Here is a 22910-nt window from a genome sequence, read left to right on the forward strand (position 1 = left end):
CTGAAGGCGATCGCCGATGCAGGAGAAACATTCGGGAATTCGGACAAAAACGTTTCAGTGCTGAAACGGCAGGCACAAAATACCTCTATTTCGTTAATCCGAAGGGTACAAACTACCTTCGGGTCTACGCCAGGAAAAGCGCTTCCACTTAGGTTTTATTCGTCGGCTGAATAAATGGTAATCGGCCGCCAAGCCCTGATGGTAAAAGGGTCCCCGATTAAATTCGTATAATTGTTTTCCAGGCGGCGCGCGTATAGTAAGCTCTCAAAAACAGCTTCAGATTTAAAAAAGGCCGATAACAGGCCGTCTCAAACACACACGCCGCTTTCTTGGGGATCAGCTGTCCGCACGGAATGGAATGGCCGTTCGGTTTTTGCTATTCGCGAATCCCGAACGAGTCAGCGTGTCTGAACAACAGTTCAGGTGCGTGCGTCATCCTTAACGTTCGTTGACGAAAGGATCTGAATAATGGAACCCGCAACGCGGCAACTGATTTATGTTTCACGCGATCCGAGCGCGGAACTGAATACCCGGTTTCACCAGCGCGGCTGGCATGTCGAAGTCGTTGGATCGGCGCGCGATGTGCGCCGTGCCGTTCGCGCCGGAATGGCGGCAGGCGGTTTGCTCGATCTTTCCAGCGATTTTCAGCCGCACGAAATCGCCGCTTTTGAATCCTGCCTGACCATGCCGAATGTCGGCTGGGTGGCAGCCACGATGCCGGGTCAATTACAGGACGCCGCATTGCGCCGGCTCGTGCGCGATTATTGTTTCGACTACGTGACGGTGCCGTATGCGGGCGACCGTATCGTCGATTCGGTTGGGCACGCGTACGGCATGATTTCGCTGGGCGAACCCGCTTCGAACGACGGCTCGCAAGGCGCCGAAGGCGAAATGGTCGGCTCGTGCGACGCGATGCTTGCGCTGTTCCGCTCGATCCGCAAAGTGGCGATGACCGACGCGCCGGTGTTTATCTCCGGCGAATCGGGCACCGGCAAGGAACTGACGGCGGTCGCGATTCACGAACGCTCGGCGCGGCGCAATGCGCCTTTCGTGCCGATCAACTGCGGCGCAATCCCGCCGCATCTGCTGCAATCGGAACTGTTCGGCTATGAGCGCGGCGCGTTCACCGGTGCGAATCAGCGCAAGATCGGCCGGGTGGAAGCGGCCAACGGCGGCACGCTCTTTCTCGACGAAATCGGCGACCTGCCGCTGGAAAGCCAGGCGAGCCTGCTGCGCTTCCTGCAGGAGCGCAAGGTCGAGCGGCTGGGCGGCCACGGTGCGATCGACGTGGACGTGCGGATCATTTCGGCGACTCACGTTGATATGACCGCCGCGATGATCGAAGGGCGTTTCCGCTCGGACCTCTATCACCGGCTGTGCGTGTTGCAGATCGATGAGCCGCCGCTGCGCGCGCGCGGCAAGGACATCGAACTGCTCGCGCGGCACATGCTGGAACGTTTCAAGAAAGATGCGAGCCGCCGTCTGCGCGGCTTCGCGCCGGACGCGATCGCGGCGTTGCATAACTATGGCTGGCCGGGCAATGTCCGCGAGTTGATCAACCGGGTGCGGCGTGCGATCGTGATGTCGGAAGGCCGGGCGATCACCGCGCGCGACCTGGAACTGGCCGAGTACGTCGAGATCGTGCCGGTGTCGCTCGCGCAGGCCCGCGAAGCGGCGGAGCGTCAGGCTATCGAGCTGGCGCTGCTGCGCCATCGCGGACGCCTCGGCGACGCGGCGCAGGAACTCGGCATTTCGCGCGTCACGTTGTACCGGCTGCTGTGCTCGCACGGGATGCGGCACATGGAAGGCGGGCCGATGTCGACGCCGCATGGCGACTTGCCGGCGTCGGTGCCGCATCTTTAAGGGCGCGTGATTTTTTCTAGACGCTTCCTGTGGTTCGTGCAGACCGGCGACAGGACCTGGTCCTGATAGGCCTGAGCCGGTTTGTGTGAGGCCCGCCTCGACAGGCGCGCTGCGAAGCTGTCGCCTTACTGCGCGCGAGCGTTTGCTGGCGGGCCCGTGCGACAAGCCGTGTGCCTTCAGTGCCTTCCATGCTCTCCATTCCCCACGGCCGCCTACCCCGGTTTTTTCACCGCTGCTTGCGGCGACCGGGCGTCGACCGGCCGCGCTTGTTAAAATCGGGTTTTCCGCTCAATCCCCCGGGGTGCGCGTATTGACTGAGCGCCGCGCCTCGTCGAAGGAACCCGCATGAAACAATACCTGGACCTCGTCCGCACGATTCTCGACACCGGCACGTGGCAGGAGAACCGCACCGGCATCCGCACTATCAGCATGCCGGGCGCGATGCTGCGCTTCGATCTCCAGCAGGGCTTTCCCGCCGTCACGACGAAAAAGCTGGCGTTCAAGTCGGCGGTGGGCGAACTGGTGGGGTTTCTGCGCGCGTCGCGTAGCGCCGCGGATTTTCGCGACCTCGGCTGCAAGGTGTGGGACGCGAACGCCAATCAGAACCCCCAATGGCTCGCCAATCCTTACCGGCAAGGCCCGGACGATCTCGGGGACGTGTACGGCGTGCAGTGGCGCCAATGGCCGGCGTACAAGGTGCTCGACGCCAGCGCGAGCGCGCAGCTCGCCGATGCGACAGCGCGCGGCTTCCAGGTGGTGACTGAATTCGAAGAAAACGGCAGCCCCAAGGTGCTGCTGTACAAGGCGATCGATCAGTTGCGTCAGTGCCTCGACACGATCATGCAGAACCCCGCCGACCGGCGCATTCTGTTTCATGCGTGGAACCCGGCGGTGCTGGACCAGATCGCGCTGCCGGCTTGCCATCTGCTGTATCAGTTCCTGCCGAATGTGGCGCGCCGTGAAATCTCGCTGTGCCTGTATATCCGCAGCAACGATGTCGGGCTCGGCACGCCGTTCAATCTGACCGAGGGTGCGGCATTGCTGCATCTGGTCGGGCGCTTGACGGGGTATATGCCACGCTGGTTCACGTATTTCATCGGCGATGCGCACATCTACGAGAACCAGCTCGATATGCTGCAGCAGCAGCTCACGCGCGAACCGTACGAGAGCCCGACTTTCGCGATTTCCGACCGCGTGCCGGACTACGCGAAAACCGGCGTGTACGAGCCCGAATGGCTGGAGAAGATCGAGCCGGCGGATTTCTCACTGGTGGGTTATCGGCATCATGAGCCGTTGACGGCGCCGATGGCGGTTTGAGCGCTGGTTCAAGGCGTTGGCGGTGGTTTCGGCCGGGCAACGAAAAAACCCCGCGATGGAAATCGCGGGGTTTTTTTTGCCGCTGCCGCATGGCGGATGCGGAATGACGATGCGAGGCGCCGATGTCGGAGCGGAAGCGCGAGACGGTTGCGGTCGCGCTCAGCCTTTATGGTGCTCGTCGCGGTTGCCTCCGCCCGAATGCTGGTCAGCGTGTTGCTGCTGAGGTTGGGTACGCTGCTGCTGTATCTGTTGCTGACGCGGTTCGGGGCGGGGCTGTTGCATTGGTTGTGGGCGTGGTTGCTGCACTTGCTGCGGACGTGGTTCGGGACGCGGCTGTTGCACCTGCTGCGGACGCGGCTCAGGACGAAACTGCTGAATCTGCTGCGGACGCGGATCGGCACGCGGCTGTTGCACCTGCTGCGGACGCGGCTCAGGACGAAACTGCTGAATCTGCCGCGGTTGCGGTTCGGCATGCAACAGTTGGTTCTGCGGCGGACGTGACTCAGGGCGTGGCTGCTGCGGCTGCTGCGGCTGCTGCGGCTGAATTTCGGCCGGCCGCATAGTCCGCGGCTCCGCCTGACGTTGCGCCTGCTGCATCTGGAATCCCTGCTGACGCAACTGTTGCTGTGCCACCGGATTCTCTCCGGGACGCGGGACGCCCTGTTGTTGCATCCCGGCATTGGCTTGGGCACCCGGCTGTTGCCCGAAACCCGACCGCGCCGGCGGTTCCTGAGGCCCACCGCGCGGCAGCGCCTGCTGAGCTTGTTGAACCTGTTGCGTTTGTGGCGCTCGCAGCGCCATCGGCGGATGGGGCTGCGTCCAAACAGGCGCGTGGCTCGCGTTCATGTCTGCTTGCGAACCTGCTTGCCGCGGCATGCCATGCTGTTGCGCATACCCTTCCGGATTGCCGCCGCCCGCCTGCGGCGGCCGCGGCACCCCATTCGACGGACGTCCCGCTTCGCCCGGCTGCGGTGGGCGTTGACCGGCGGCCATTTGCGGGGGCATCCCCGGCCGCGCTTGCGGCTCCGGCCCATGCGGCATCTGGCCGGCGGCACCGGCACCAAGGCCAGCCCCAGCCACTTCGCCCATCCGCTGCCCAGCCTGCCGCATCCCGCCAGGCGTCGCGGTCACCCCAGCCACTGGCGCTCCCGCGGCCGCCCCCGGGGGCCTCCCCACGATATGCGACTGCACGACCCGCACATTCCGCACCGGCAGCGCGCTCGCACCGCCGGTCATCTGAGCCGGCACCGACGTCCTCACGACAGGCTGCCCGCCGCCCGGCACCCGTCCGCCGCCTTGCGCAAATCGCTGCGCGAGGCTGTCGTGATAAGCGGCGGGCAACGCGGGACCGCGTGTGGCGATCACCGGTCGCGCCGTCACGCCCGCCGGCGGGCGGTAGTTCGCGTTGCGCTGACCCGGCCCGAAGCTTTCCCGCACCGGCGCGATCCCCGGTCCGCCGGGGTTGATCCGCGCGTTGTGCCATTGGCGCGGGTCGACCTTCTGCGCGAAGCGTCCGACCGGCTGGCCGTGGACGAACGCCGTCGCCGGCACCGCGGTCAAGCCGCCGCGCGCGCGATAGTTGACGTACGGGTTGGACATATCCACGTGGCGGTGGCCGTCGGCGATCGTCGTCCGGTTCACGCGGTTGTAGTAACCCGGGCTCCAGTGATCGCGATGACCCCAATGCGGGTGCCACGGCTCGCCGGGGCCAAGCGGAAACCACGCGACGCCGGCCGCCACCACGCCGCCGATCGCCAGATTCACACCCCAGTCGCCGAAGCCGCCATCGCCGGCGCCCTCGTCGTCGCCGACGAACGCGACTAGCGCCGGCGCATAGGCCGGCGGCGCGTCCGCTTCGAGCGGTCCCGGCACCCATGCCCACGTGTCCTCGACCTGCACCCAGCGGCCGTAGTGGTACGGCGCGAAGCCCCACGGTTGATCGTCGACCCAGGTCCAGCCCCATGGCGCCTGCCAGAGCCAGTGGCCGTCGTGGTAGGGCGCCCAGCCGGCGGGCGTCGCGCGCGGCACCCACACTTCGCCGTGTTGCGGGCTGTCGCGCCACGTGCCGTTGGCGTCGAGATCCTGATAGCCGGGGATATCGCGCGACACGTAGCGTGCCGACACGGAGCGGTCTTCCGCGGCATCGCGGCTCACGGCCCACTGGTCGAGGCTGTCGAGGCCCGGCACCTGGTCGTCGGCGAGCGTTTGCAAGTTGGTGCCGCCGAAGCGCACCTGCCGCCCTGCCGCGACCGGCACCTGGCCGCCGTCACCGTACACGGTGGCGCTGCCGCTGCGCACGGTCACCGTGGTGCTGCTGCCGTCGGGCGCGACGTCCACACGATAGTCGCCGGGGCTGTTCACGCCGAGCGCGAGATTCGGCGTGTCGACCTCATACGACGAACCCGGCGGCAGTTCGCGCACGCGGGTCGACAACGTGCCTTGCGCGACTTTCAGTTGCGCGCTGCTGTCGTCGAGATTGAGGACGTCGAGGCTGGTGGATTGGCCGAGGCGCACGGCAGTCGAGCCGATGTGCAACTCGGAGCGCGCGTTCCGATCGTTCCAGAGCTGGTCGCCGGTGGTGAGCGGGCGGTTGATTTGCGCGTACGACCAGTCGGCGGCGCCGGCGGGCTCGGTAGTCACGGCGCCGGCGGTGTAATTCAGCCGGGCGATGCGCCCCGGCGGATCGGTGTTCTGGGTGGTGGCTGCGTCCTCGGGCGCCGGCGGGCTATCCTGCGCCGGCGCGACTTGCGCGGCGCACAGGAAAACGGCGGCGGCGATCAGCGTGTAGCCGGGGACGGAGCGCCGCGAATGGGCGCGGGCGATGACGGTTCTCATGACTTATCTCCTGCGGACGCGGCGATCGGCCTGGTCCGTAAGTCACTGTACCCGTGGCGTTTGTTTCAAGGCCCCCACTTTTGTAAGGCGCTCTGATCGGCGTGTAACAAAAGGTCTCGCCGGCAGTTGGGACGCGCTCCCTGCGCTGCGCACTCTTTTCCGCGGATGGCCCCGGCGGCATGGCCGCGACCGCCGTCAGCCACCTGCTCACGCTGCCAGAAACGCGTCGAAATGACGGTGGCCCGCCGGCGTGATGCGCAGAATTCTCGGCCGCTCGGTCCGCTCGACCCAGCCGTGCGCCGACCACGCGTCGAGCAACGCCGCGCCGAGCGCGCCGCCCAGATGCGGCCGCCGTTCGCTCCAGTCGGGACAGGTGCAGGCGAAGCGCCGCCGACGGCTTTTCTGGACCGACATGTCGATGCCCCATTCGGCGAAGCGGGTGGCGCCGTCGTCGGTGGCTTCGAGCGTAGTGCCGTGTAGCGTCAGCAGACCGCGTCCGACCAGCCGCTCGAACACCTGCACCGACAGTTCGCCCGCCATGTGGTCGTAGCAGGTGCGGGCGTAGCGCATGTCGAGCGGCACGGTGCACACCGGGCGGGGCACGGTCCGCTGCGGCGCGCTGACTTGCGCGACGTTGGCGAGCGCCTCGATCGACGCGGCGATGTCGGGCGACGCGATCCGGAAATAGCGATGCCGGCCGCGCACTTCGAGCGCGAGCAGGCCGCCGTCGACGAGGCGCGCCAGATGCGCGCTGGCCGCCGACGGCGAGAGCCCGGCGATCATCGTCAGTTCGCCGGCGGGGCGCGCGCTGCCGTCCATCAGCGCCCACAGCATCGCGGCTCGGCCGGGATCGGCGAGCAGCGCGCCGATGCGACTCAAGCCTGGGAAATGGTTCTGCTCGTCGGTGAGCGGGGTGGGCATGGGGCGTCTCCAGTGGGCTGCGGCGGATGGCGCGCGATGCGCCATGCAGTCCACTGTAGCGGGCTGCGCGATTCGATGTTTCAGCTTAGCGTGAACAGTCGAATGTGACAGCTACGAAATTCCGGCGCGCACGGACAACGGCGCGCCGTTCCGGTGCCGCGTCGGGCCGCCAGGCTAGAATCGAAGTCTGTCTTTGCAGGAACACGTTGTGATGAAAACTCTTCTGGCCGTTGCGGTTGCGGCGTTGCTGCTCGCCGCCTGCGCGCAGGGCGGTGCGGGCACGGGCTCGGGGGCAGGCACCGGCAGCATCAGCATGTACGGCACGATCGACGAAGGGATTACCTTCCGCAAATAGGCGCTTTTCCAGCGCTCGCGCGAGGGCCGTCCGTGCGCCCGTCCACTTGCCGTTCGCCGAAGACCCGCCGGCTTGCGGGCAACATTTCTCCATCGCAGCCGGCCGAACCCGTCACGCGGTCAATATTGCGCTCGTATAATCGCCTCCTTTCAATGCATCCGATTGACCGGAGTCAAGATGAGCACCCCTCCCGTAGCGCCGCTGGACCGTTCGGAAACCACTTTCCGCTTTCTCGCCGAGCCGAGCTCGGTCAATTTCGGCGGCAAGGTGCACGGCGGCGCGCTGATGAAGTGGATCGACGAGACCGCGTACGCGTGCTCGGCGGTGTGGTCGGGACGCTATTGCGTGACGGTCAGCGTGGGCAATATCCGCTTCCGCCGGCCGATCCTGGTCGGCAATCTGGTCGAACTGCGCGCGCGCGTGGTCGCGACGGGGCGCACCAGCATGCACATTCACGTATCGGTGCAGGCGGGCGATCCGAAGGGCGGCGAACTGCTGCAAACCACCGATTGCCTCGTCGTGATGGTCGCTGTCAACGAGAACGGCCATCCGGTGCCGGTGCCGGCCTTCGTGCCGCAGACCGATGAGCAGAAGCGTCTTGCGAAGTACGCGATGGACGTGAAGGAAGCGCTCGACGCGATCGTCGAACTGAAGCCGGAAGAAGTGGCGCAAGGGAAGGTTTAAGCCGCGTCTGCAACGGAGCGCGCTCGCGGGCCGCGCGAACCTTGCGTTCGCGTCGGCGCCGGGGAGCCGCGGCAAAAGTCGCTACGCGAGCGGCCCGTCCTTCAGGCCGCCCGCACGCCGCCCCCACGTTTCATCCCGCCGAATTCCCGACCATATCCTTCGGTCGCACCCATTCGTCGAACTGCTGCTCGGTCACAAAACCGAGCGCGAGCGCCGACGCCTTCAGCGTGGTGCCTTCCTTGTGCGCCTTCTTCGCGATCTGCGCGGCCTTGTCGTAGCCGATGTGTGGATTGAGTGCTGTCACCAGCATCAACGATTCGTTCAGCAAAGTATCGATGCGCTCGTTATTCGGCTCGATGCCGACCGCGCAGTTGTCGTTGAAGCTATGCGCGCCGTCGGCGAGCAAACGCACCGATTGCAGCACGTTGTGCGCGATCATCGGCCGGAACACGTTCAGTTCGAAGTTGCCGCTCGCGCCGCCGATATTCACCGCGACGTCGTTGCCGAACACCTGCGAGCACAGCATCGTCAGCGCTTCGGACTGGGTCGGGTTGACCTTGCCCGGCATGATCGAGCTACCCGGTTCGTTTTCCGGAATCGACAGTTCGCCGAGGCCGCAACGCGGGCCGCTCGCGAGCCAGCGGATGTCGTTGGCGATCTTGTTCAGGCTTGCCGCGACGGTCTTCAACGCGCCATGCGCGAACACCAGCGCATCGGCCGCGGCCATCACCTCGAATTTGTTAGGCGCCGACACGAAGGGCAGGCCGGTCAGCTTGCCGATCGCCGCCGCGACCTTGTCGGCGAATTGTGGGTGCGCGTTCAGACCCGTGCCAACCGCCGTGCCGCCTTGCGCGAGTTCGTAGAGATGCGGCAGCGCCGATTCCACGTGACGGATACCGTGATCGAGTTGCGCAACGTAGCCCGAAAACTCCTGGCCGAGCGTGAGCGGCGTCGCGTCCTGCAAGTGCGTGCGGCCGATCTTGACGATGCCGGCGAAGGCCTTCGCTTTGCCGTCGAGCGTGCCGCGCAGCGTCTTCAGCGCCGGTAGCAGATGCTTGACGATTGCGTATGCGGCGGCCACGTGCATCGCGGTCGGGAACACGTCGTTCGACGACTGGCCGCGGTTCACGTCGTCGTTCGGATGCACCTTGCGCGCTTCGCCGCGCTCGCCGCCGAGCAGTTCGCTCGCGCGATTCGCGATCACCTCGTTGAGGTTCATGTTGGTCTGCGTGCCGGAGCCGGTCTGCCATACGGCGAGCGGAAACTCCTCCGGGTGCTTGCCGTCGATGATCTCGTCGGCCGCCTGCATGATCGCCTTCGCCTTGCTTTCGTCGAGTACGCCGAGGCCGTGGTTCACCTCGGCGGCGGCGCGCTTGATGACAGCCAGCGCGGTGATCAGCTCGGGCGACTGCTTCTCGGTCGAGATCCGGAAATTCTGCAGCGAGCGCTGGGTTTGCGCGCCCCAGAGGCGCGCGTTCGGCACGGCGATCTCGCCGAACGTGTCGCGCTCCATGCGTACGTCTTCAGTCATGTTTCACTCCGCTTCTCAAAGTTCTGCGTTGACCGGCAATAGGGAGAATAGACCTGTTAGTGCGTTCCGGTATAAACCTGCCTGCGGGTCGAAAATGTAGGTGCGCGGCGCGCCGTTGTCGACGTCGGTCCACACGAGCGGCGAGAGCGGCGCCCCGATCGAGCGCAGGTAGGCGAGTTGCGCGTCGTCGGCGAGCGTGACGCGATAGCTTTGTTCCGGCGACGTCGCATGCTCGAAGATCTGCGCGACCTGTTCGGCGAGTTCGGGGCTGTGGATCACCAGCGCGAGCTCGGTGTTCAGATTGGCCGAGCGCGGATCGAGGTTCATCGAGCCGATCACCAGAATCTTGCGGTCGATCACATACGTCTTCGCATGCAGGCTCGCGCGCGAACGCGACCCGGCGATGCCCGCGCGCGGCGTCTCCTGGCGCGGCTTGAATTCGTACAACTCGACGCCTTGTCGCAACAGCGGCACGCGATACGGACTGTAGCCCGCCTGCACGGCGACCGCGTCGGTCGCGGCGAGCGAGTTGGTCAGCACGGCGATGCGCACGCCGCGTTGCGTCAACTCGCCGGCGGTCTTCACGCCGGCGTCGTGCGGGACGAAGTATGGCGAAATGATCAGGAAGTCTTTCTGCGCGTCGCGCATCAGTTCGCCAAGCCGCTGCATCGGCGGACTGACGTAGTCCGGTGACGGATGTTCGATCTTCTCCGGCAGGTCCGCCTTGAACTCGGCGCGCGCCCACGTCAGGCCGAGTTGCTCGCTCGCGATCTGCGACGCGAGCGGGGTCGCGTTCAGCGGCTTCGCGTTGTACGGGTCGGCGTTGGTGCGCCAGTGCTGGCGCAGGTCGTCGCGCGTCTGGTCGAGTTCCTTCGCGTCGAACTTCTGCTTGTTCAGCACGCGCAGCGGATACGAGAGGCTGCTGTTCCAGTAGTCGTCGAAGCTCGACGAGACATCGGCGGTGATCGGGCCGGCGGCCAGCACGTCGAGGTCGCGAAACTGCAGCGTTTCGCTCGCGCTGAAATACTCGTCGCCGAGATTGCGGCCGCCGACGATCGCCAGCTGGTTGTCCGCGATCATCGCCTTGTTGTGCATGCGGCGTGTGAAGTGGCCGATCTGCGTGAACACATTCGTGGTGCGTTCAAACACGCCTTCCTGCGCGCTGCCGAACGGATTGAACACGCGAATCTCGATGTTGTCGTGCGAGTTCAGCCCCGCCATCAACCGGTCGATGTCCTTGAAGTTCAGATCGTCGACCAGCATGCGCACGCGCACGCCGTGATCGGCCGCGTACAGCGCCGCGCCGAGCAGCAGCTTGCCGGTGGTGTCCTCGTTGGCGATGTAGTACTGCATGTCGAGCGTTCTGGTCGCCGCGCGGGCGAGCGCGATGCGCATCTGCAACGCGTCGGTGCCGCTCGACAGCACCCGAAAACCCGACTGCTCCGGATGGGCCGCTTCAAGCGGCGCGAGCGCGGTACGCAGCGGCGTCGTTTCGGTGACGGGCAGCGCGTGCGTGACCGGACGGTCGAACGCGGTGGCGGGCGGTTTGGTCGCGCAGGCGGTGAGACATGCGGTGGCACAGCACAGCAGGATAAGCCGTCTCGTTGCTCCCCAGCGGACCTGGTTCCAGGTTGCGCTCAATACGCGCCTGCTTTGCAGTGCGCTCTGAATCTGTTCGTGATGCCCCGGCACGCTGTCATCCCCTTGTTTTGCAAGCTTCTTGTGGCGGCAGCGCGGATGGCTTACTCACGCTGTCGAGAAAAGCATTCTAAGGGGAATCGAGGTCAGCAGTTTTCGTGCCGCGGTGTGTGCGCAATGACGGATTGGGGTAGCGGGTCGATTGCGCTGTGGCGTTGGCCAAGACCAGGCGATGTGTGCCGGCCAAAGGCCGCGGTCAATCCGGCGGCACTCGTGTCGAGCGCCGCCGCGACCGCTCTTTAAAACCGCGGTCGCGACGGTGTAGCGAGTTCGCGTTAGCCGCGCTCGACGTTCAACGCACGCTCGCCGTCGGCATGCGTCGAGCCTTTCGCCGGACGTCCCGCCCAGTAGCCAGCGAGCAGCGAGCCGGACAGGTTATGCCAAACCGAGAACAGCGCGCCAGGCAAAGCGGCGATCGGCGTGAAGTACAGCTTGCCGAGCGTCGCGGCAAGGCCGGAGTTCTGCATGCCCACCTCGATCGCGAGCGTGCGGCAGACGGCTTCGTCGAAGCCGAGCAGACGCCCGCCCCAGTAACCGCCGAGCAGGCCGATGCCGTTATGCAGCACCACGCCCAGCATCACCACGAGGCCGACCGATGCGATGCTCTTCTGCGTGCCGCCGACCACCGCGCCGATGATCAGCAGGATCGCGACCATCGATACCAGCGGCAGAATCGGCTCGACCCTGCGGACGGTCTTCGTGAACAGGTGATTGATGATGAGGCCGACCACGATCGGCAGCGCGACGATCTGCAGGATGCTCATCAGCATGCCGTGAACGTCGACGGCGATCGACGCGTCCACGTAAAGACGCGTGAGCAGCGGCGTCGCGAACACGCCGACGAGCGTCGACAGCGCGCTGATCGTCACCGACAACGCGACGTCGCCGCGAGCCAGATAGATCATCACGTTCGATGCGGTGCCGCTCGCGACGCTGCCCACCAGCACCATCCCGGCGGTCAGGTCGGGGGGCATGCGCAGCGCCTTGGCGATCACCCAGGCGGCGAGCGGCATCACGAGGTAGTGCAGCACGATACCGGCGATCACCGGCGCGGGGCGCGTGAAGACACGCTGGAAATCGGCCACCGACAGCGTGACGCCCATCGCCAGCATGATGATCGTGAGGAGCGTGGTGACGTGCGGTGAGACGCCTGAGAACGACGCGGGGGAAAAGTACGCGGCAATCGAAACGAGCACGGCCCAGAGCGGAAATAAGCGGGTGACGCGGGCAAGCATGACGGGTGGTCCTTGGTTATGTTTTATGGCGAGAAAATCGAGGGTCGGTCGAGCGGGCCGTCGTGACGCGGTAAGCGGCGGCGCGCGTTCGGCAGTCTGCCGTGCGAACTCGGCATGCCGTGCGGCGTGGGTGGGCCTTGGGGCGGCGCCGGCCTTCGTGAGGCATGCGGGCGCGGTCTCGGCGCGTGGCGCGGGTGCGCGCCCGTGCGCCGAGCCGGGCATTTTACCTTTTGCGGCGAGGTGGCCGGGAGCGGGTGAAGACTAGCCACATCGCCGGGCCGTCGAACTCACACCGACCCGACGGGCGGCGTCACCCGCCCGCCCGGCACGCGCCGCAAGCTCAGCTTATGAAAGCGCAGCGTCATCAACACCGCGACGCTCGCAAGCCCGGCCGCGAGTCCCCACCACAAACCGCGCGCGCCCAGGCCGAAATGAAACGCCAGCGTGTAACCGGTCGGAAACCCGATCACCCAGTAGCCGAACGCCGCGGCGATCATCGGCACGCGGGTGTCCTTCAGGCCGCGCAGGCAGCCGGAACCGACCGTCTGCATGCCATCGACGATCTGGAAAATCGCCGCCACGCCCAACAACGAACTCGCCAGCGCGACCGTCGCCGCGTTGGCCGGGTCGTCGAGATGCAGGTAGAGGCCGACGATCCAGTGCGGCGCGGCGATCAGCACGATCCCCGACAGCGTCATGAAGCCGACGCCGAGCGCCAGCGCGACGAAGCCCGCATGGCGCGCGGCCAGCGGCTGCCCGGCGCCGTCCCAGAAGCCGACCCGGACATTGGCCGCCTGGCCGATCGCGAGCGGCACCATGAACGCCACCGACGCGACGTTCAGCGCGATCTGATGCGCGGCCAGTTGCGATTCGCCTAGCAGCCCGACCATCAGGCCGGTGGCGAGAAAGAGCGTCGACTCGACGCCATACGTGATCGCCACCGGCCAGCCGATACCGAACAGTTCGCCCATCAACGGCACGTTCGGCCGCGTCGCGACGACGAAGTGACGGAAGCGCGGGCGCAGATGCAGCAGCGCCATCAACACGACCGCGGTCAGCCAGACAGTGATCGACGTCGCGGCCGCGGAGCCGAGAAAGCCGAGCCGCGGCAATCCCCAGGCGCCGTGGATCAGCCCGTAGTTCAGAAATGCGTTGACGACGACGCTCGCGATCGACACCCACAGCAGACGCCGGGCTGCGCCGATCGCTGGCAGGAACGAGCGCATCAGGCCGACGCCGATCAGGCTCGCCGGCGCGCCCCAGCGCAGCACCGCCGCGTATTCGCCGACGTTGTGCGCGAGCAGGCCCGGCTCGCCGAACGCGAGCAGGATCCGCGACGCGAACGACAGCAGGATGAACGCCGGCACTGATAGCAGCACGGACAGCACGAAGCCGGTCCAGTAGATGTGCGGGACGCGGCTGTCGTCCTGGGCGCCGCGCGCATGCGACACGCTCACGCTGACCGAGGTCAGCACGCCCTGCAACAGCGTGACCACGACGAAGAACAGGTTGGCGCCGAGCCCACCGGCGGCGAGCGCATCGGGGCCGAGCGAGCCGAGCAGGATCGTGTCGGTGACGCTCATCGCCATCTGCGAGAGCTGCGCGATGGCGAGCGGCGCGGCGAGCCGGGCGGTATCGGCTGCATGGCGGGACAGGGTCGGCGGCCGGGTGGCCACCCGGGTGAAGCCGGATTGAGTCATGAAGCGCCTGGCGGCGGAAGTGGCGACAGGGACGGTGGACGCGGAAGGCGCGCCGCGCTTGCGTCAGGCGCCGACGGCGGCGCGTTTGGGCGGCAGCCGTTCAGCGGCGGAAACGAAAGCGCCGCAAGCTCGCGAGCCGCTCGTATCGGCCGGGTTTGTCTGGCGAAACCAACAGCTTATTGCGTCGCTCGGGCGATGTCGATGGAAGACGCACGTTTGTGGTGCGCGCGGTGCTGCGAATTTTCGGACTCAGTGGGGCGTCCGCGATCGCTGGGGGGGGGAGCTAAGCGACCGCTTGATGAACTCGCGTCAGTGCGCTTCGTGAACCGCGATCCGCGTGTCGCCGAGCAGGACCACCTGGCCCGCGCGGATTTTGCAGGTTTTACGCGTTTCGACCCGGCCGTCGACGGTCACGGCGCCGTCCGCCACCATCATTTTCGCGGAGCCGCCGCTGTCCGCGAGACCCGTTATCTTCAGGAGATTGTGGAGTTCGACGTAGTCGCCGGTGAGCGTGAAATCGAGGTTGGGCATGGCGTTTGCACCTTCAGGCAAAGGGTTCGCATCATAAAGCAGAAGCTTGCCCTGGATGAAATTTGTGGTGAATGCCGGCTCGGCGAAAGGAATTGCAAGCAGTTGTTATGCAGTTGTCGGAAAATGAAACGTTCCGTAACACTATTCGTGCATCGCGAATTTCACTCGTAAAGTGCATGTCAGTAGCAAAACTTGCTGGATCGTTGAGATGTCCAGTACGAAGAAGACCAGGCGAGGCACGCGGCACACCCGTTTGTGCGCGACGCCGGATAACTCGCCCGCGTCACAACAACTTTAGAGAGGATTTGTCATGACCAAGATTCATTCACTCCTGATCGGTACCGCCTTCACTGCTTTTGCCGCTACCGCTGCGGTGGCGCAGACCGCGCAACCGGCCGCGGGTATCAGTGGCCAGGCACAGATCCAGACCCAAGGCGCCGATGTCGCGCCCGCGGCGCCCGCCGCGCAGGGCGTGCAGCCGGTTACGCCGGCGCCGACCCGTCTGACGGCATCGGGCTCGACCGACCCGCTGGTGCAAAAGCGTGACGCCAACGCGAAGGCGAACGCGGAATATCGCGCATCGAAGAAGGCGTCGAAGGCTGAGTTGAAGGATCAGCAGAAGGCCGCCAAGGTGCAGTACAAGGAGCAGGTGCGCGACGCGAAGATCAACCAGAAGGCGGACAAGCAGGCCGCCAACAACGAAATGAAGATGAACATGGAAGGCCAGACCGCCACGCAGGCGGACGGCGCCGACGTCAAGCACTAAGCCTTAAGCCTTTCCGAAGCGCGCGGGCGCGGCGACTGGATTCGCCGTCGTGCCGCGCGTTTCGCACCACGTTTGCGGAGGTATCGGATGAAGATCACGAAATCCACGAAGCACCGCATTTATGCGGCGTTGATCGCGGGATGTCTGTCGTCGGTGGCGTTCGCGCAGGCTAGCGATCCCACCGCTGCGCCGGTCACCCACGCCGACAAGAAGGCCGTCAAGGAGCAGTCCAAGGCGGACAAGAAGGCGGCCGTCGCGCAAGCCAAGGCCGACAAGAAGAAAACCGACGCTCAGGCCGACGCCGATAAGGCCAGCGCCGACGCCAATCTGAAGGATGCGAAGAAGCAGTAGGTTGTTGTAGCAGCCGGGCTCGGTGAACCTCGCGTTCCGGCGCCGCGTTGCTCAGTGAGAAACAGCCCGTCGCGCGGTGATGCGCGACGGGCTAATTTTTTGTGCTCGTTTTCTTGAGGTCGCCGTGCAAGGTCTGTCTGCAACGCGGCACGACGCAATCGCGTCGATTTAGGCGGCACCACCGCCCCCGCAGGGTCTCAAGCAAAATCCCGGAACAACATCAAAAAAAGGGTCGCTTGTCGGCAATCGTTGTATGGATATACAGTGTGCGTCGCCACCCGAATCCATCCAACGTCCGAATCTACCGTGCTCCCCGTCGCCGAATCTCCGCCGCCGTTCGACACCGCCGCCTGGCTCGCGAAGCTCAACGACGCGCAACGCGAAGCCGTCGAATACGGCGCCGATACGCCCGATGTGCCGCCCGGCGCGCTGCTGGTGATCGCGGGCGCCGGTTCCGGCAAGACCAACACGCTGGCGCACCGGGTCGCCAATCTGGTGGTGAAGGGCGTCGATCCGCGCCGCATCCTGCTGCTGACTTTTTCGCGTCGCGCCGCGCAGGAGATGACCCGTCGCGTCACGCGCATCGCTGGCGCGGCGCTCGGCACGCGCGCGGCGCTCGCGCAAGGGCTGACGTGGTCCGGCACGTTCCACAGCGTCGGCGCGCAGCTGCTGCGCGAGTACGCCGATCTGATCGGCCTCGCGCCCGCTTTCACGATCAACGACCGCGAAGACTCCGCCGACCTGATGAACCTGGTGCGCCACGAACTCGGGTTGTCCGCGAAAGAGCGGCGCTTTCCGGCCAAGGGCACCTGCTTCGCGATTTATTCGCGCGTCGTCAACACCGGCGCGTCGCTGGGCCATGTGCTGGAGAACGCGTTTCCGTGGTGTCGCGAATGGGAAGCCGACCTGCGCATGCTGTTCGCCGCCTATGTCGACGCGAAACAGAAGCAGAGCGTGCTCGACTATGACGACCTGCTGCTCTACTGGTCGCACATGGCCGCCGAGCCGGCCATCGCGGCGGACCTGTCGGCGCGCTTCGATCACGTGCTGGTCGACGAATATCAGGACACCAACCGCCTGCAGGCGTCGATCCTGCTCGCGCTGAAGCCGGACGGCCGCGGCCTGACCGTGGTCGGCGACGATGCGCAGTCGATCTACTCGTTTCGCGGCGCGACCGTGCGCAACATTCTCGATTTCCCCGCGCACTTCGACCCGCCCGCGCGCCAGGTCACGCTGGAACGCAACTACCGGTCGACCGCGCCGATTCTCGCCGCGTCGAACGCGGTGATCGAACTGGCGAGCGAGCGCTACACGAAGAATCTCTGGACCGACAAGGCGTCGGCCCAGCGTCCGCGGCTCGTCACGGTCGCCGACGAAGCCGACCAGGCGCGCTACATCGTCGAACAGGTGCTCGAAGCGCGCGAGCAGGGCATGAAGCTGAAGTCGCAGGCGGTCCTGTTTCGCGCCGCGCACCACAGCGCCGCGCTGGAGATCGAACTGACCCGGCGCAACATTCCGTTCGTCAAATTCGGCGGGCTGAAATTTCTCGATTCGGTGCATGTGAAGGACGTACTCGCGGTGCTGCGCTGGGCAGAAAATCCGCGCGACCGCGTCGCCGGCTTTCGCGTCGTGCAATTGCTGCCGGGCGTCGGGCCGGCCACGGCGGCGAAGGTGCTCGACGAGATCGTCGTGCGCGCGGGCGACGGCAATCCAGTCGACACCGCCGCCAGTGCGCTGGCCGCATTCGCCGCGCCCGCTCGCGCGCAGGAGGACTGGCATCCGTTCGTCAAGCTGATGTCGAGCGTGTACGGACGGCAGACGCCGTGGCCCGCCGAATTCGAAATGGTGCGCCGCTGGTACGAGCCGCATCTCGAACGCAATCACGAGGACGCCGCAATCCGTCACGCGGACGTGCTGCAGATGGAAAGCATCGCGGGCACGTATGCGTCGCGCGAGCGTTTTCTAACCGAGCTGACGCTCGATCCGCCCGACGCCACCAGCGACGAATCCGGCGTGCCGCTGATCGACGAGGACTACCTGATCCTGTCGACGATCCATTCGGCGAAAGGGCAGGAGTGGCGCAACGTGTTCGTGCTGAACGGCGTCGACGGCTGCATTCCGTCCGATCTCGGCACGGGCAGCGAAGAGGAAATCGACGAGGAGCGGCGTCTGCTGTACGTGGCGATGACGCGTGCAAAGGAGGACCTGCATATCGTCGTGCCGCAGCGTTTCTACGTGCACAACCAGACGCATATGGGCGACCGTCACGTGTGGGCGTCGCGCACGCGCTTCATCCCCGCGCATCTGATGCCGTTGTTCGACGCTTATGCGTGGCCGCGCGTACCGGTGCCGAGTGCGCCGACTGCGACGGGGCTCGCCGCGGCCGCGCGGGCGAAGATCGAGATCGGGGCGAAGCTCAGGAAGATGTGGGATTAAGGCGGGGGCTTTTGCCGGCTTGTGTGACTCAATTCGATGCGGGCCGCCGTGGGCGCTCAACGGTGCGAAGCGTGCGCGATGCGCGCGGTGTTGAGCGCAACCGCGTGATCAGTTCGGCCAGTTCGCCATGATGGCGGTTTAGCGATTCCTTGAACCGCCAGCGGTTGAATGACCAGAGGGCCGCCGTTGCCGCCGTTTTGTCGCCTTGTGCCGCCCCCGGCCGCTTGCGTATCCGCTGCGTCTACCGCGACTGCCGTTGCTGCTGTTGCGGCGCCGGCCGCGGCGGCACGAAGAAATTGCGCAGCCAGGCCGCCAGCCGTGAAAACACGTCGTACGGCTCGTCGACGAAAATCTCCGGCTTTAGCAGACGCAGGTATTCCATGATCTGCTGCGCTTCCTGCTTCTGGAACGAGCCGTGCGAAATCCCCAGACGCAGCAAGCCGCGCAATTCGCCGAGCTTCTCGCGTGCCGTGCTGCCCACGTTCGTTTCGCACGCCACCTTGGCCTCGTAGACCCGCTGACGTAAAGACTCCACCAACCGCCAGGCAGGCGTCTGCATCACTTCCTCGAGCGCCTGGATGTCCTGCGCTGCGCTCTTGATTTGCGCCGCGAGCGGATCGATCAGCGTCGCGTCGCCTTCCGCTTCCTTGACGATCGCCGCCGCCCAGTCGCGGCATTGCTTCGCCAGTTCCTCGGGCGTCCATTCCGAGCGCGCCGCGAAGCCGAAACCGAATTCGCCCGCCTGCCGCATCAGAATCGCGACGACGTCCGGAAACTCCTTGTCCAGCGTGCGCTTGGCCCACGCGTACTGGCCGCCCTGCAACATCCGTTGGACCGCGTGCTCGGTCAGCGGCACCATGTTGTCGAGCAGCTTGGCGCGCAAAAAGTCCTCGAACGACGGCGTCGCGAACTGCGGATCGAGCTTCAGCGAAACGCGCAGAAAAGCGTCGAAATCCTTGCGCAGCGACGCAATGGTCTCGTCCTTGAGCTTGAGGGTGATTTGACCCATGTTTATCCCGTTTGGTCCTGCCGCACGGCGTGGTCGCATCGTCCGGCCGTACGCGGTTCGGGACGACGCGACGCCGGATGCCGACGCGGTTGATTCCTGCCTGTTGCCGCGTAACCAGCGGGACGAATCCCGATGAGCGGACCTCGACTACATATCGGCGGATTGGGCGAAAACTTGAGGGCGCGGGCGGTGGCCGCCGCTTCAGGGGGATGCGTCGTCCGGCTGGCGCGCGCGTGGCGCGGACCGGACGACGCCGGTGTAGCGATGAAGGCGGCTTGCAGTTATTTCAGGACCACGCATTGCCAGAGGAAAAACACCGTCAGGCCGACCGCGATGGTCAGCAGCGGCCGCCGCGTCAACGCGCTGACGACGACAGCAGCCAGCGCGCCGACCAGTTGCGGATTGCGCCAGGTCAGCTCGGCGCCGGCGCCGTGCGGCGAAACCGCCATTGGCATAATGATCGCCGTCAGCACCGTCACCGGCACGAAGCCGAGCGCGGTGCGCACGAGTGGCGAGAACACCAGCCGGTCGCCGAGCACGAAGACGGCGGCACGAATCACCCACGTGATGACCGCCATGCCGAGGATCAGAGCGACGTAATTCATTGCGATGCCTCCGCGGTTTGGCGTGCGCCGCGTGCGCTGCGGCTGTCTTCCGGGTATTGCGTGCCTTGGTTGTCTTGTGTGCTTTGCTTGCGTTGCGTGCCGCGCGAGTTGGTCCGCGACGTCGACAGCAGGACGCCGACCGCGACGCCCGCGAACACCGCGCCGAGCAGGCCGAGCTTGTACGGCCAGGCTTGCCAGAAGAAGGCCAGCGTGCCCGCGGTGGCGGCGGCCGCGATGTAGCGCAACGCAACGAGTTGCGGCACGACGATCGCGATGAAGGTGGCGACCATCGCGAAGTCGAGGCCGAGCGATTGCAGGCCAGGGAAGGCCGCGCCGAACAAGAGGCCGGCGACGGTCCAGAGCTGCCAGTTCAGATACATCGCCAGACCCGCGCCGAAGAAATAGTGCGGGCCGACCGTGCCGGGTTCGCGATGCCGGTAATGCTCCCACGCGACCGCGAAGACTTCGTCGGTGAGCAGCGCGCCGAGCACGCAGCGCCAGCGCGTCGACAGGTGCGCGACGTGCGGCGCGAGCGTCGCGCTGTACAACACATGACGCAGATTGACGACGAGCGTGGTCGCCAGGATCACGGCGAAACTCGCGTGGCCGGCAATCAGACCGAGCGCGATGAACTGCGCGGAGCCCGCGAACACGACGAGCGACATCAACTGGCCGTGCCACAGATGCAGTGGACCGGATGCGACGAGGGTGCCGAAAATGACGCCGAACGGCGCCGCGCCGACCATCATCGGGATGATGTCGCGCGCGCCCGCGGTGAATTCTTTGAAATGGCCGGTGCGACTGGGCTGGCCTGGGGTGGAATGGGTCAATCTTGCCTCCTTGGTGCGCGAAGGATAGCTGGAAGTCGGGGGTGGGGGCTTGTACGTTCTTGCGGCGGGGGAGTGGCGCCAGGTGCAGAGGTGGGGAGGGGGGGCGAGGCGGAAAGCGAAGAGGCGGAGAGCGGAGAGGCAGAAAACCGAGGTCGACGGAACAGAACGGCCAAAGCCAGCGAAGCACTCCTCAAAGTACCAGCGGATGCATCGCGCTTGCCCTTCGCCTCAAACCCCCTGCCACCGCCCCGGCGGCACCCCGAACATGCGCCGGAAATGCCGCGTGAAATGACTTTGATCGGTGAACCCGCTGGCCGCGGCGACATCCGTCACTGACACGCCCGCGCGCAACGGCGCGAGCGAGCGCTGCAAACGCATCTGGTTGCGCCACGCGTGAGGCGGCAAGCCGGTCGCCTGGGTGAACAGGCGCGCCGCGTGAAACGGCGATAACCCCGCCGCCCGCGCAACCTCGGCGAGCGTCACGGGCTCGACGAAATCGCCGCTCAGACGTTCCTGCATGATCGCGACGCGAGCGTCGTCGGCGGCAAGCTGGGACGGCGCCGGTTGCGTCTGCGAGTAGCGGACCAGCAGCGTCGACAACGCGTCGAGCATTGCGGCCTCGGCGGCGAGCACGTCGTCGCCCGCTTCGAGCAGACGATGCGCGCGCGCGAGCCGCATCGCCAGATCGGGATCGCGGATCACGCCGGGCGCAAACCACGGCAGCGCCTGCGGCTTGCCGCTGAGTTCATTGGCGAGATCGTGGATGAAATCCACCGGCGCATACACCACGCGATACCGCCAGCCCGCCTCGACCGCTTTCGAACCCGTGTGCAGCTCGCCCGGATTGATGATCGGTACGCTGCCGGCTTCAGCGACATAATCCGCTCCACGATACCGATAACCCTCCGCGCCCGCGACGATCACCGGAATCGTGTACGCATCGTGCCAATGCGGCGTGAACTCGTGATCGTGATATTCGGCCGTGAGCAGGTCCGCGCCGGGCAGGAGCGGCGTGCGCCAGTAGCGGGCGGAATCTCGAAAACGATGGGCGGCAGTCATGGTGAAAAGTCCGGCGGGACCGGTCAGTGTAGCGCGTCGCGAGCGCTCACGACACCGGCCTTGCGTTGCTGGTCCTGCGTGTTCGAGCGGTCGGCCGAACTGCGTCGTCTGACGCTCGACGTCGCGCTTACTTGACGGGGATCGTCGTACCGGCCGGCATCGGCACGGCGCTCACGCTGTTTTTCGCGCTGCCGCTGACGACTCGGTCGCTATAAGTGAGATACACCAATGCGTTGCGCTTCGTGTCGGCGACGCGCACCACATGCAGCGATTTGAAGATAAGCGACATGCTCACGGAGAACACGTCGGCCTGCTGCTTCACGGGGCCCGTGAAATGCAGCGCGCCGACCTGGCGGCAGGCGATCGACGCCTCGGTCGGATCCTCGGCGATACCGAGCGTGCCCTTGACGCCGCCGGTTCGCGCGCGCGACACGTAGCAGGTCACACCTTGCACGATCGGGTCGTCATAGGCCTCGACGACCACGCGGTCGGAACCCGTGATGCGGAAGTTGGTATTGACGCTGGCGACTTCTTCGCCGTGCGCCGACGACAGAAACAGTGCGGCGGCAGCGGCAAGCGCGACGCGCGACGAGATGGATTTCATGGGATTGCCGAGATCGAATGTGAGCATGCGGTGGGGCGCGAAACGCGCGCCGGAACATCGCCATCGTATAACGGCATGTCCGGAAGAGGGCCGGCGCCGATGAGCCGGCGGATCTGCATTAGCAGCCGCGCTATATCCGGCAACCGCCTGCACGGAGCGGGCAACGAGAAGTGCGACAGGCGACGGGCGATCAGCCAACGAACCCAATCTCGCCATGCTGCAATCGAGTTGAGCAACGTGCCAAGTGCGATGCACAAAAGAAAAAAGGCCCGCACGGATGCAGGCCTTTCAGAATTTTGGCTCCTCGACCTGGGCTCGAACCAGGGACCTACGGATTAACAGTCCGGCGCTCTACCGACTGAGCTATCGAGGAACAGCAGTACAACTTGATCTACATAAAAAAACCCGTCTTGGTTAACGGGCTTTTGCAATTCTTGGCTCCTCGACCTGGGCTCGAACCAGGGACCTACGGATTAACAGTCCGGCGCTCTACCGACTGAGCTATCGAGGAACAGAACAACAACAGCAGAGAAGCGAAATTTTAGAGGCAGCTTTAGTGCCTGTCAATACCCCGCGCTCA

18 protein-coding genes, 2 tRNA genes and 1 pseudogene are annotated in these 22910 nt (G+C 65.6%); 7 read left to right on the forward strand and 14 right to left on the reverse strand.

Annotated elements, in window-relative coordinates; translation table 11 throughout:
• The first annotated feature begins 468 nt into the window (after positions 1–468).
• Entirely contained in the window at positions 469–1863 is a 1395-nt protein-coding gene (locus tag BGI01S_RS02825; RefSeq protein ID WP_042321978.1) for a sigma-54 dependent transcriptional regulator, read from the forward strand.
• A 345-nt stretch (positions 1864–2208) separates the two neighbouring features.
• On the forward strand, positions 2209–3180 hold the full coding sequence (locus tag BGI01S_RS02830) for a thymidylate synthase (RefSeq protein WP_042321980.1): 972 nt from the start codon (positions 2209–2211) through the stop codon (positions 3178–3180).
• Positions 3181–3339: 159 nt separating this feature from the next.
• Here BGI01S_RS02830 and BGI01S_RS02835 read toward each other — a convergent pair whose 3' ends face one another.
• Together BGI01S_RS02835 and BGI01S_RS02840 are read right to left on the reverse strand one after the other, a co-directional pair.
• Positions 3340–6015 carry a DUF6600 domain-containing protein gene (locus BGI01S_RS02835; RefSeq protein WP_042321983.1) on the reverse strand — a complete coding sequence of 892 codons (2676 nt, stop codon included), beginning with the start codon at positions 6013–6015 and terminating at the stop codon, positions 3340–3342.
• A gap of 207 nt (positions 6016–6222) precedes the next feature.
• The gene (locus BGI01S_RS02840; RefSeq protein ID WP_042321985.1) at positions 6223–6936 is read right to left on the reverse strand and encodes an ArsR/SmtB family transcription factor; all 714 of its coding nucleotides are present in this window, start codon (positions 6934–6936) and stop codon (positions 6223–6225) included.
• A gap of 211 nt (positions 6937–7147) precedes the next feature.
• Here BGI01S_RS02840 and BGI01S_RS30470 point away from each other — a divergent pair, with 211 nt between their 5' ends.
• Together BGI01S_RS30470 and BGI01S_RS02845 are read left to right on the forward strand one after the other, a co-directional pair.
• Complete coding sequence (locus BGI01S_RS30470) at positions 7148–7291, forward strand: hypothetical protein (protein ID WP_167335623.1); 144 nt, start codon at positions 7148–7150, stop codon at positions 7289–7291.
• 177 nt (positions 7292–7468) lie between these two features.
• Positions 7469–7975: an acyl-CoA thioesterase gene (locus tag BGI01S_RS02845; RefSeq protein WP_042321988.1), complete on the forward strand. Its 507-nt coding sequence runs from the start codon at positions 7469–7471 to the stop codon at positions 7973–7975.
• 130 nt (positions 7976–8105) lie between these two features.
• On the opposite strand, the gene fumC is transcribed toward BGI01S_RS02845, so the two are convergent.
• The 5 genes from fumC to BGI01S_RS02870 all read right to left on the reverse strand — a co-directional run bounded on the left by fumC (position 8106) and on the right by BGI01S_RS02870 (position 14670).
• The gene (gene fumC / locus BGI01S_RS02850) at positions 8106–9506 is read right to left on the reverse strand and encodes a class II fumarate hydratase (protein ID WP_042321991.1); all 1401 of its coding nucleotides are present in this window, start codon (positions 9504–9506) and stop codon (positions 8106–8108) included.
• A 15-nt stretch (positions 9507–9521) separates the two neighbouring features.
• Complete coding sequence (locus BGI01S_RS02855) at positions 9522–11147, reverse strand: phospholipase D family protein (RefSeq protein ID WP_232624338.1); 1626 nt, start codon at positions 11145–11147, stop codon at positions 9522–9524.
• Positions 11148–11479: 332 nt separating this feature from the next.
• The gene (panS, locus tag BGI01S_RS02860; RefSeq protein ID WP_042321993.1) at positions 11480–12439 is read right to left on the reverse strand and encodes a ketopantoate/pantoate/pantothenate transporter PanS; all 960 of its coding nucleotides are present in this window, start codon (positions 12437–12439) and stop codon (positions 11480–11482) included.
• A 287-nt stretch (positions 12440–12726) separates the two neighbouring features.
• On the reverse strand, positions 12727–14139 hold the full coding sequence (locus BGI01S_RS02865; RefSeq protein WP_042321995.1) for an MATE family efflux transporter: 1413 nt from the start codon (positions 14137–14139) through the stop codon (positions 12727–12729).
• 309 nt (positions 14140–14448) lie between these two features.
• Positions 14449–14670 (reverse strand): RNA-binding S4 domain-containing protein, encoded by a 222-nt coding sequence (locus BGI01S_RS02870; RefSeq protein WP_042321998.1) that lies wholly within the window; start codon positions 14668–14670, stop codon positions 14449–14451.
• A 310-nt stretch (positions 14671–14980) separates the two neighbouring features.
• Between BGI01S_RS02870 and BGI01S_RS02875 the strand changes: the two genes are divergently transcribed.
• The 3 genes from BGI01S_RS02875 to BGI01S_RS02885 all read left to right on the forward strand — a co-directional run bounded on the left by BGI01S_RS02875 (position 14981) and on the right by BGI01S_RS02885 (position 18223).
• Positions 14981–15436: a hypothetical protein gene (locus BGI01S_RS02875; RefSeq protein ID WP_042322000.1), complete on the forward strand. Its 456-nt coding sequence runs from the start codon at positions 14981–14983 to the stop codon at positions 15434–15436.
• An 87-nt stretch (positions 15437–15523) separates the two neighbouring features.
• Positions 15524–15787: a hypothetical protein gene (locus tag BGI01S_RS02880; RefSeq protein ID WP_042322001.1), complete on the forward strand. Its 264-nt coding sequence runs from the start codon at positions 15524–15526 to the stop codon at positions 15785–15787.
• Between the two features lie 306 nt (positions 15788–16093).
• Positions 16094–18223 carry an ATP-dependent helicase gene (locus tag BGI01S_RS02885; RefSeq protein ID WP_042322004.1) on the forward strand — a complete coding sequence of 710 codons (2130 nt, stop codon included), beginning with the start codon at positions 16094–16096 and terminating at the stop codon, positions 18221–18223.
• A gap of 241 nt (positions 18224–18464) precedes the next feature.
• On the opposite strand, the gene BGI01S_RS02890 is transcribed toward BGI01S_RS02885, so the two are convergent.
• From BGI01S_RS02890 to BGI01S_RS02920, 7 genes and pseudogenes are all read right to left on the reverse strand, one after another.
• A complete protein-coding gene (locus tag BGI01S_RS02890; protein ID WP_042322007.1) occupies positions 18465–19232 on the reverse strand; it encodes a DUF4088 family protein in 768 nt (255 codons plus the stop codon).
• Between the two features lie 281 nt (positions 19233–19513).
• Positions 19514–19837: an AzlD domain-containing protein gene (locus BGI01S_RS02895; RefSeq protein ID WP_042322009.1), complete on the reverse strand. Its 324-nt coding sequence runs from the start codon at positions 19835–19837 to the stop codon at positions 19514–19516.
• 89 nt (positions 19838–19926) lie between these two features.
• A pseudogene (locus BGI01S_RS02900) lies at positions 19927–20667 on the reverse strand (AzlC family ABC transporter permease); the annotation flags it as partial.
• Positions 20668–20895: 228 nt separating this feature from the next.
• Complete coding sequence (locus tag BGI01S_RS02905) at positions 20896–21726, reverse strand: helix-turn-helix transcriptional regulator (protein WP_042322012.1); 831 nt, start codon at positions 21724–21726, stop codon at positions 20896–20898.
• Between the two features lie 127 nt (positions 21727–21853).
• A complete protein-coding gene (locus BGI01S_RS02910) occupies positions 21854–22330 on the reverse strand; it encodes a CreA family protein (RefSeq protein WP_042322604.1) in 477 nt (158 codons plus the stop codon).
• Between the two features lie 297 nt (positions 22331–22627).
• Positions 22628–22703 (reverse strand) — tRNA-Asn (locus BGI01S_RS02915).
• A 62-nt stretch (positions 22704–22765) separates the two neighbouring features.
• A tRNA-Asn gene (locus BGI01S_RS02920) sits at positions 22766–22841 on the reverse strand.
• Positions 22842–22910 lie beyond the last annotated feature (69 nt).

This window comes from Paraburkholderia ginsengisoli NBRC 100965, assembly GCF_000739735.1.
Taxonomy (GTDB): domain Bacteria; phylum Pseudomonadota; class Gammaproteobacteria; order Burkholderiales; family Burkholderiaceae; genus Paraburkholderia; species Paraburkholderia ginsengisoli.

Bases quoted from the DNA above. Each gene is read 5' to 3' on its own strand.
- BGI01S_RS02905 (WP_042322012.1), bottom strand. From the start codon at position 21,726: ATGACTGCCGCCCATCGTTTTCGAGATTCCGCCCGCTACTGGCGCACG.
- BGI01S_RS02870 (WP_042321998.1), bottom strand. From the start codon at position 14,670: ATGCCCAACCTCGATTTCACGCTCACCGGCGACTACGTCGAACTCCAC.
- fumC (WP_042321991.1), bottom strand. From the start codon at position 9,506: ATGACTGAAGACGTACGCATGGAGCGCGACACGTTCGGCGAGATCGCC.
- BGI01S_RS02845 (WP_042321988.1), top strand. From the start codon at position 7,469: ATGAGCACCCCTCCCGTAGCGCCGCTGGACCGTTCGGAAACCACTTTC.
- panS (WP_042321993.1), bottom strand. From the start codon at position 12,439: ATGCTTGCCCGCGTCACCCGCTTATTTCCGCTCTGGGCCGTGCTCGTT.
- BGI01S_RS02875 (WP_042322000.1), top strand. From the start codon at position 14,981: ATGACCAAGATTCATTCACTCCTGATCGGTACCGCCTTCACTGCTTTT.
- BGI01S_RS02910 (WP_042322604.1), bottom strand. From the start codon at position 22,330: ATGAAATCCATCTCGTCGCGCGTCGCGCTTGCCGCTGCCGCCGCACTG.
- BGI01S_RS02830 (WP_042321980.1), top strand. From the start codon at position 2,209: ATGAAACAATACCTGGACCTCGTCCGCACGATTCTCGACACCGGCACG.
- BGI01S_RS02840 (WP_042321985.1), bottom strand. From the start codon at position 6,936: ATGCCCACCCCGCTCACCGACGAGCAGAACCATTTCCCAGGCTTGAGT.
- BGI01S_RS02835 (WP_042321983.1), bottom strand. From the start codon at position 6,015: ATGAGAACCGTCATCGCCCGCGCCCATTCGCGGCGCTCCGTCCCCGGC.
- BGI01S_RS02890 (WP_042322007.1), bottom strand. From the start codon at position 19,232: ATGGGTCAAATCACCCTCAAGCTCAAGGACGAGACCATTGCGTCGCTG.
- BGI01S_RS02825 (WP_042321978.1), top strand. From the start codon at position 469: ATGGAACCCGCAACGCGGCAACTGATTTATGTTTCACGCGATCCGAGC.
- BGI01S_RS30470 (WP_167335623.1), top strand. From the start codon at position 7,148: ATGAAAACTCTTCTGGCCGTTGCGGTTGCGGCGTTGCTGCTCGCCGCC.
- BGI01S_RS02895 (WP_042322009.1), bottom strand. From the start codon at position 19,837: ATGAATTACGTCGCTCTGATCCTCGGCATGGCGGTCATCACGTGGGTG.
- BGI01S_RS02865 (WP_042321995.1), bottom strand. From the start codon at position 14,139: ATGACTCAATCCGGCTTCACCCGGGTGGCCACCCGGCCGCCGACCCTG.
- BGI01S_RS02880 (WP_042322001.1), top strand. From the start codon at position 15,524: ATGAAGATCACGAAATCCACGAAGCACCGCATTTATGCGGCGTTGATC.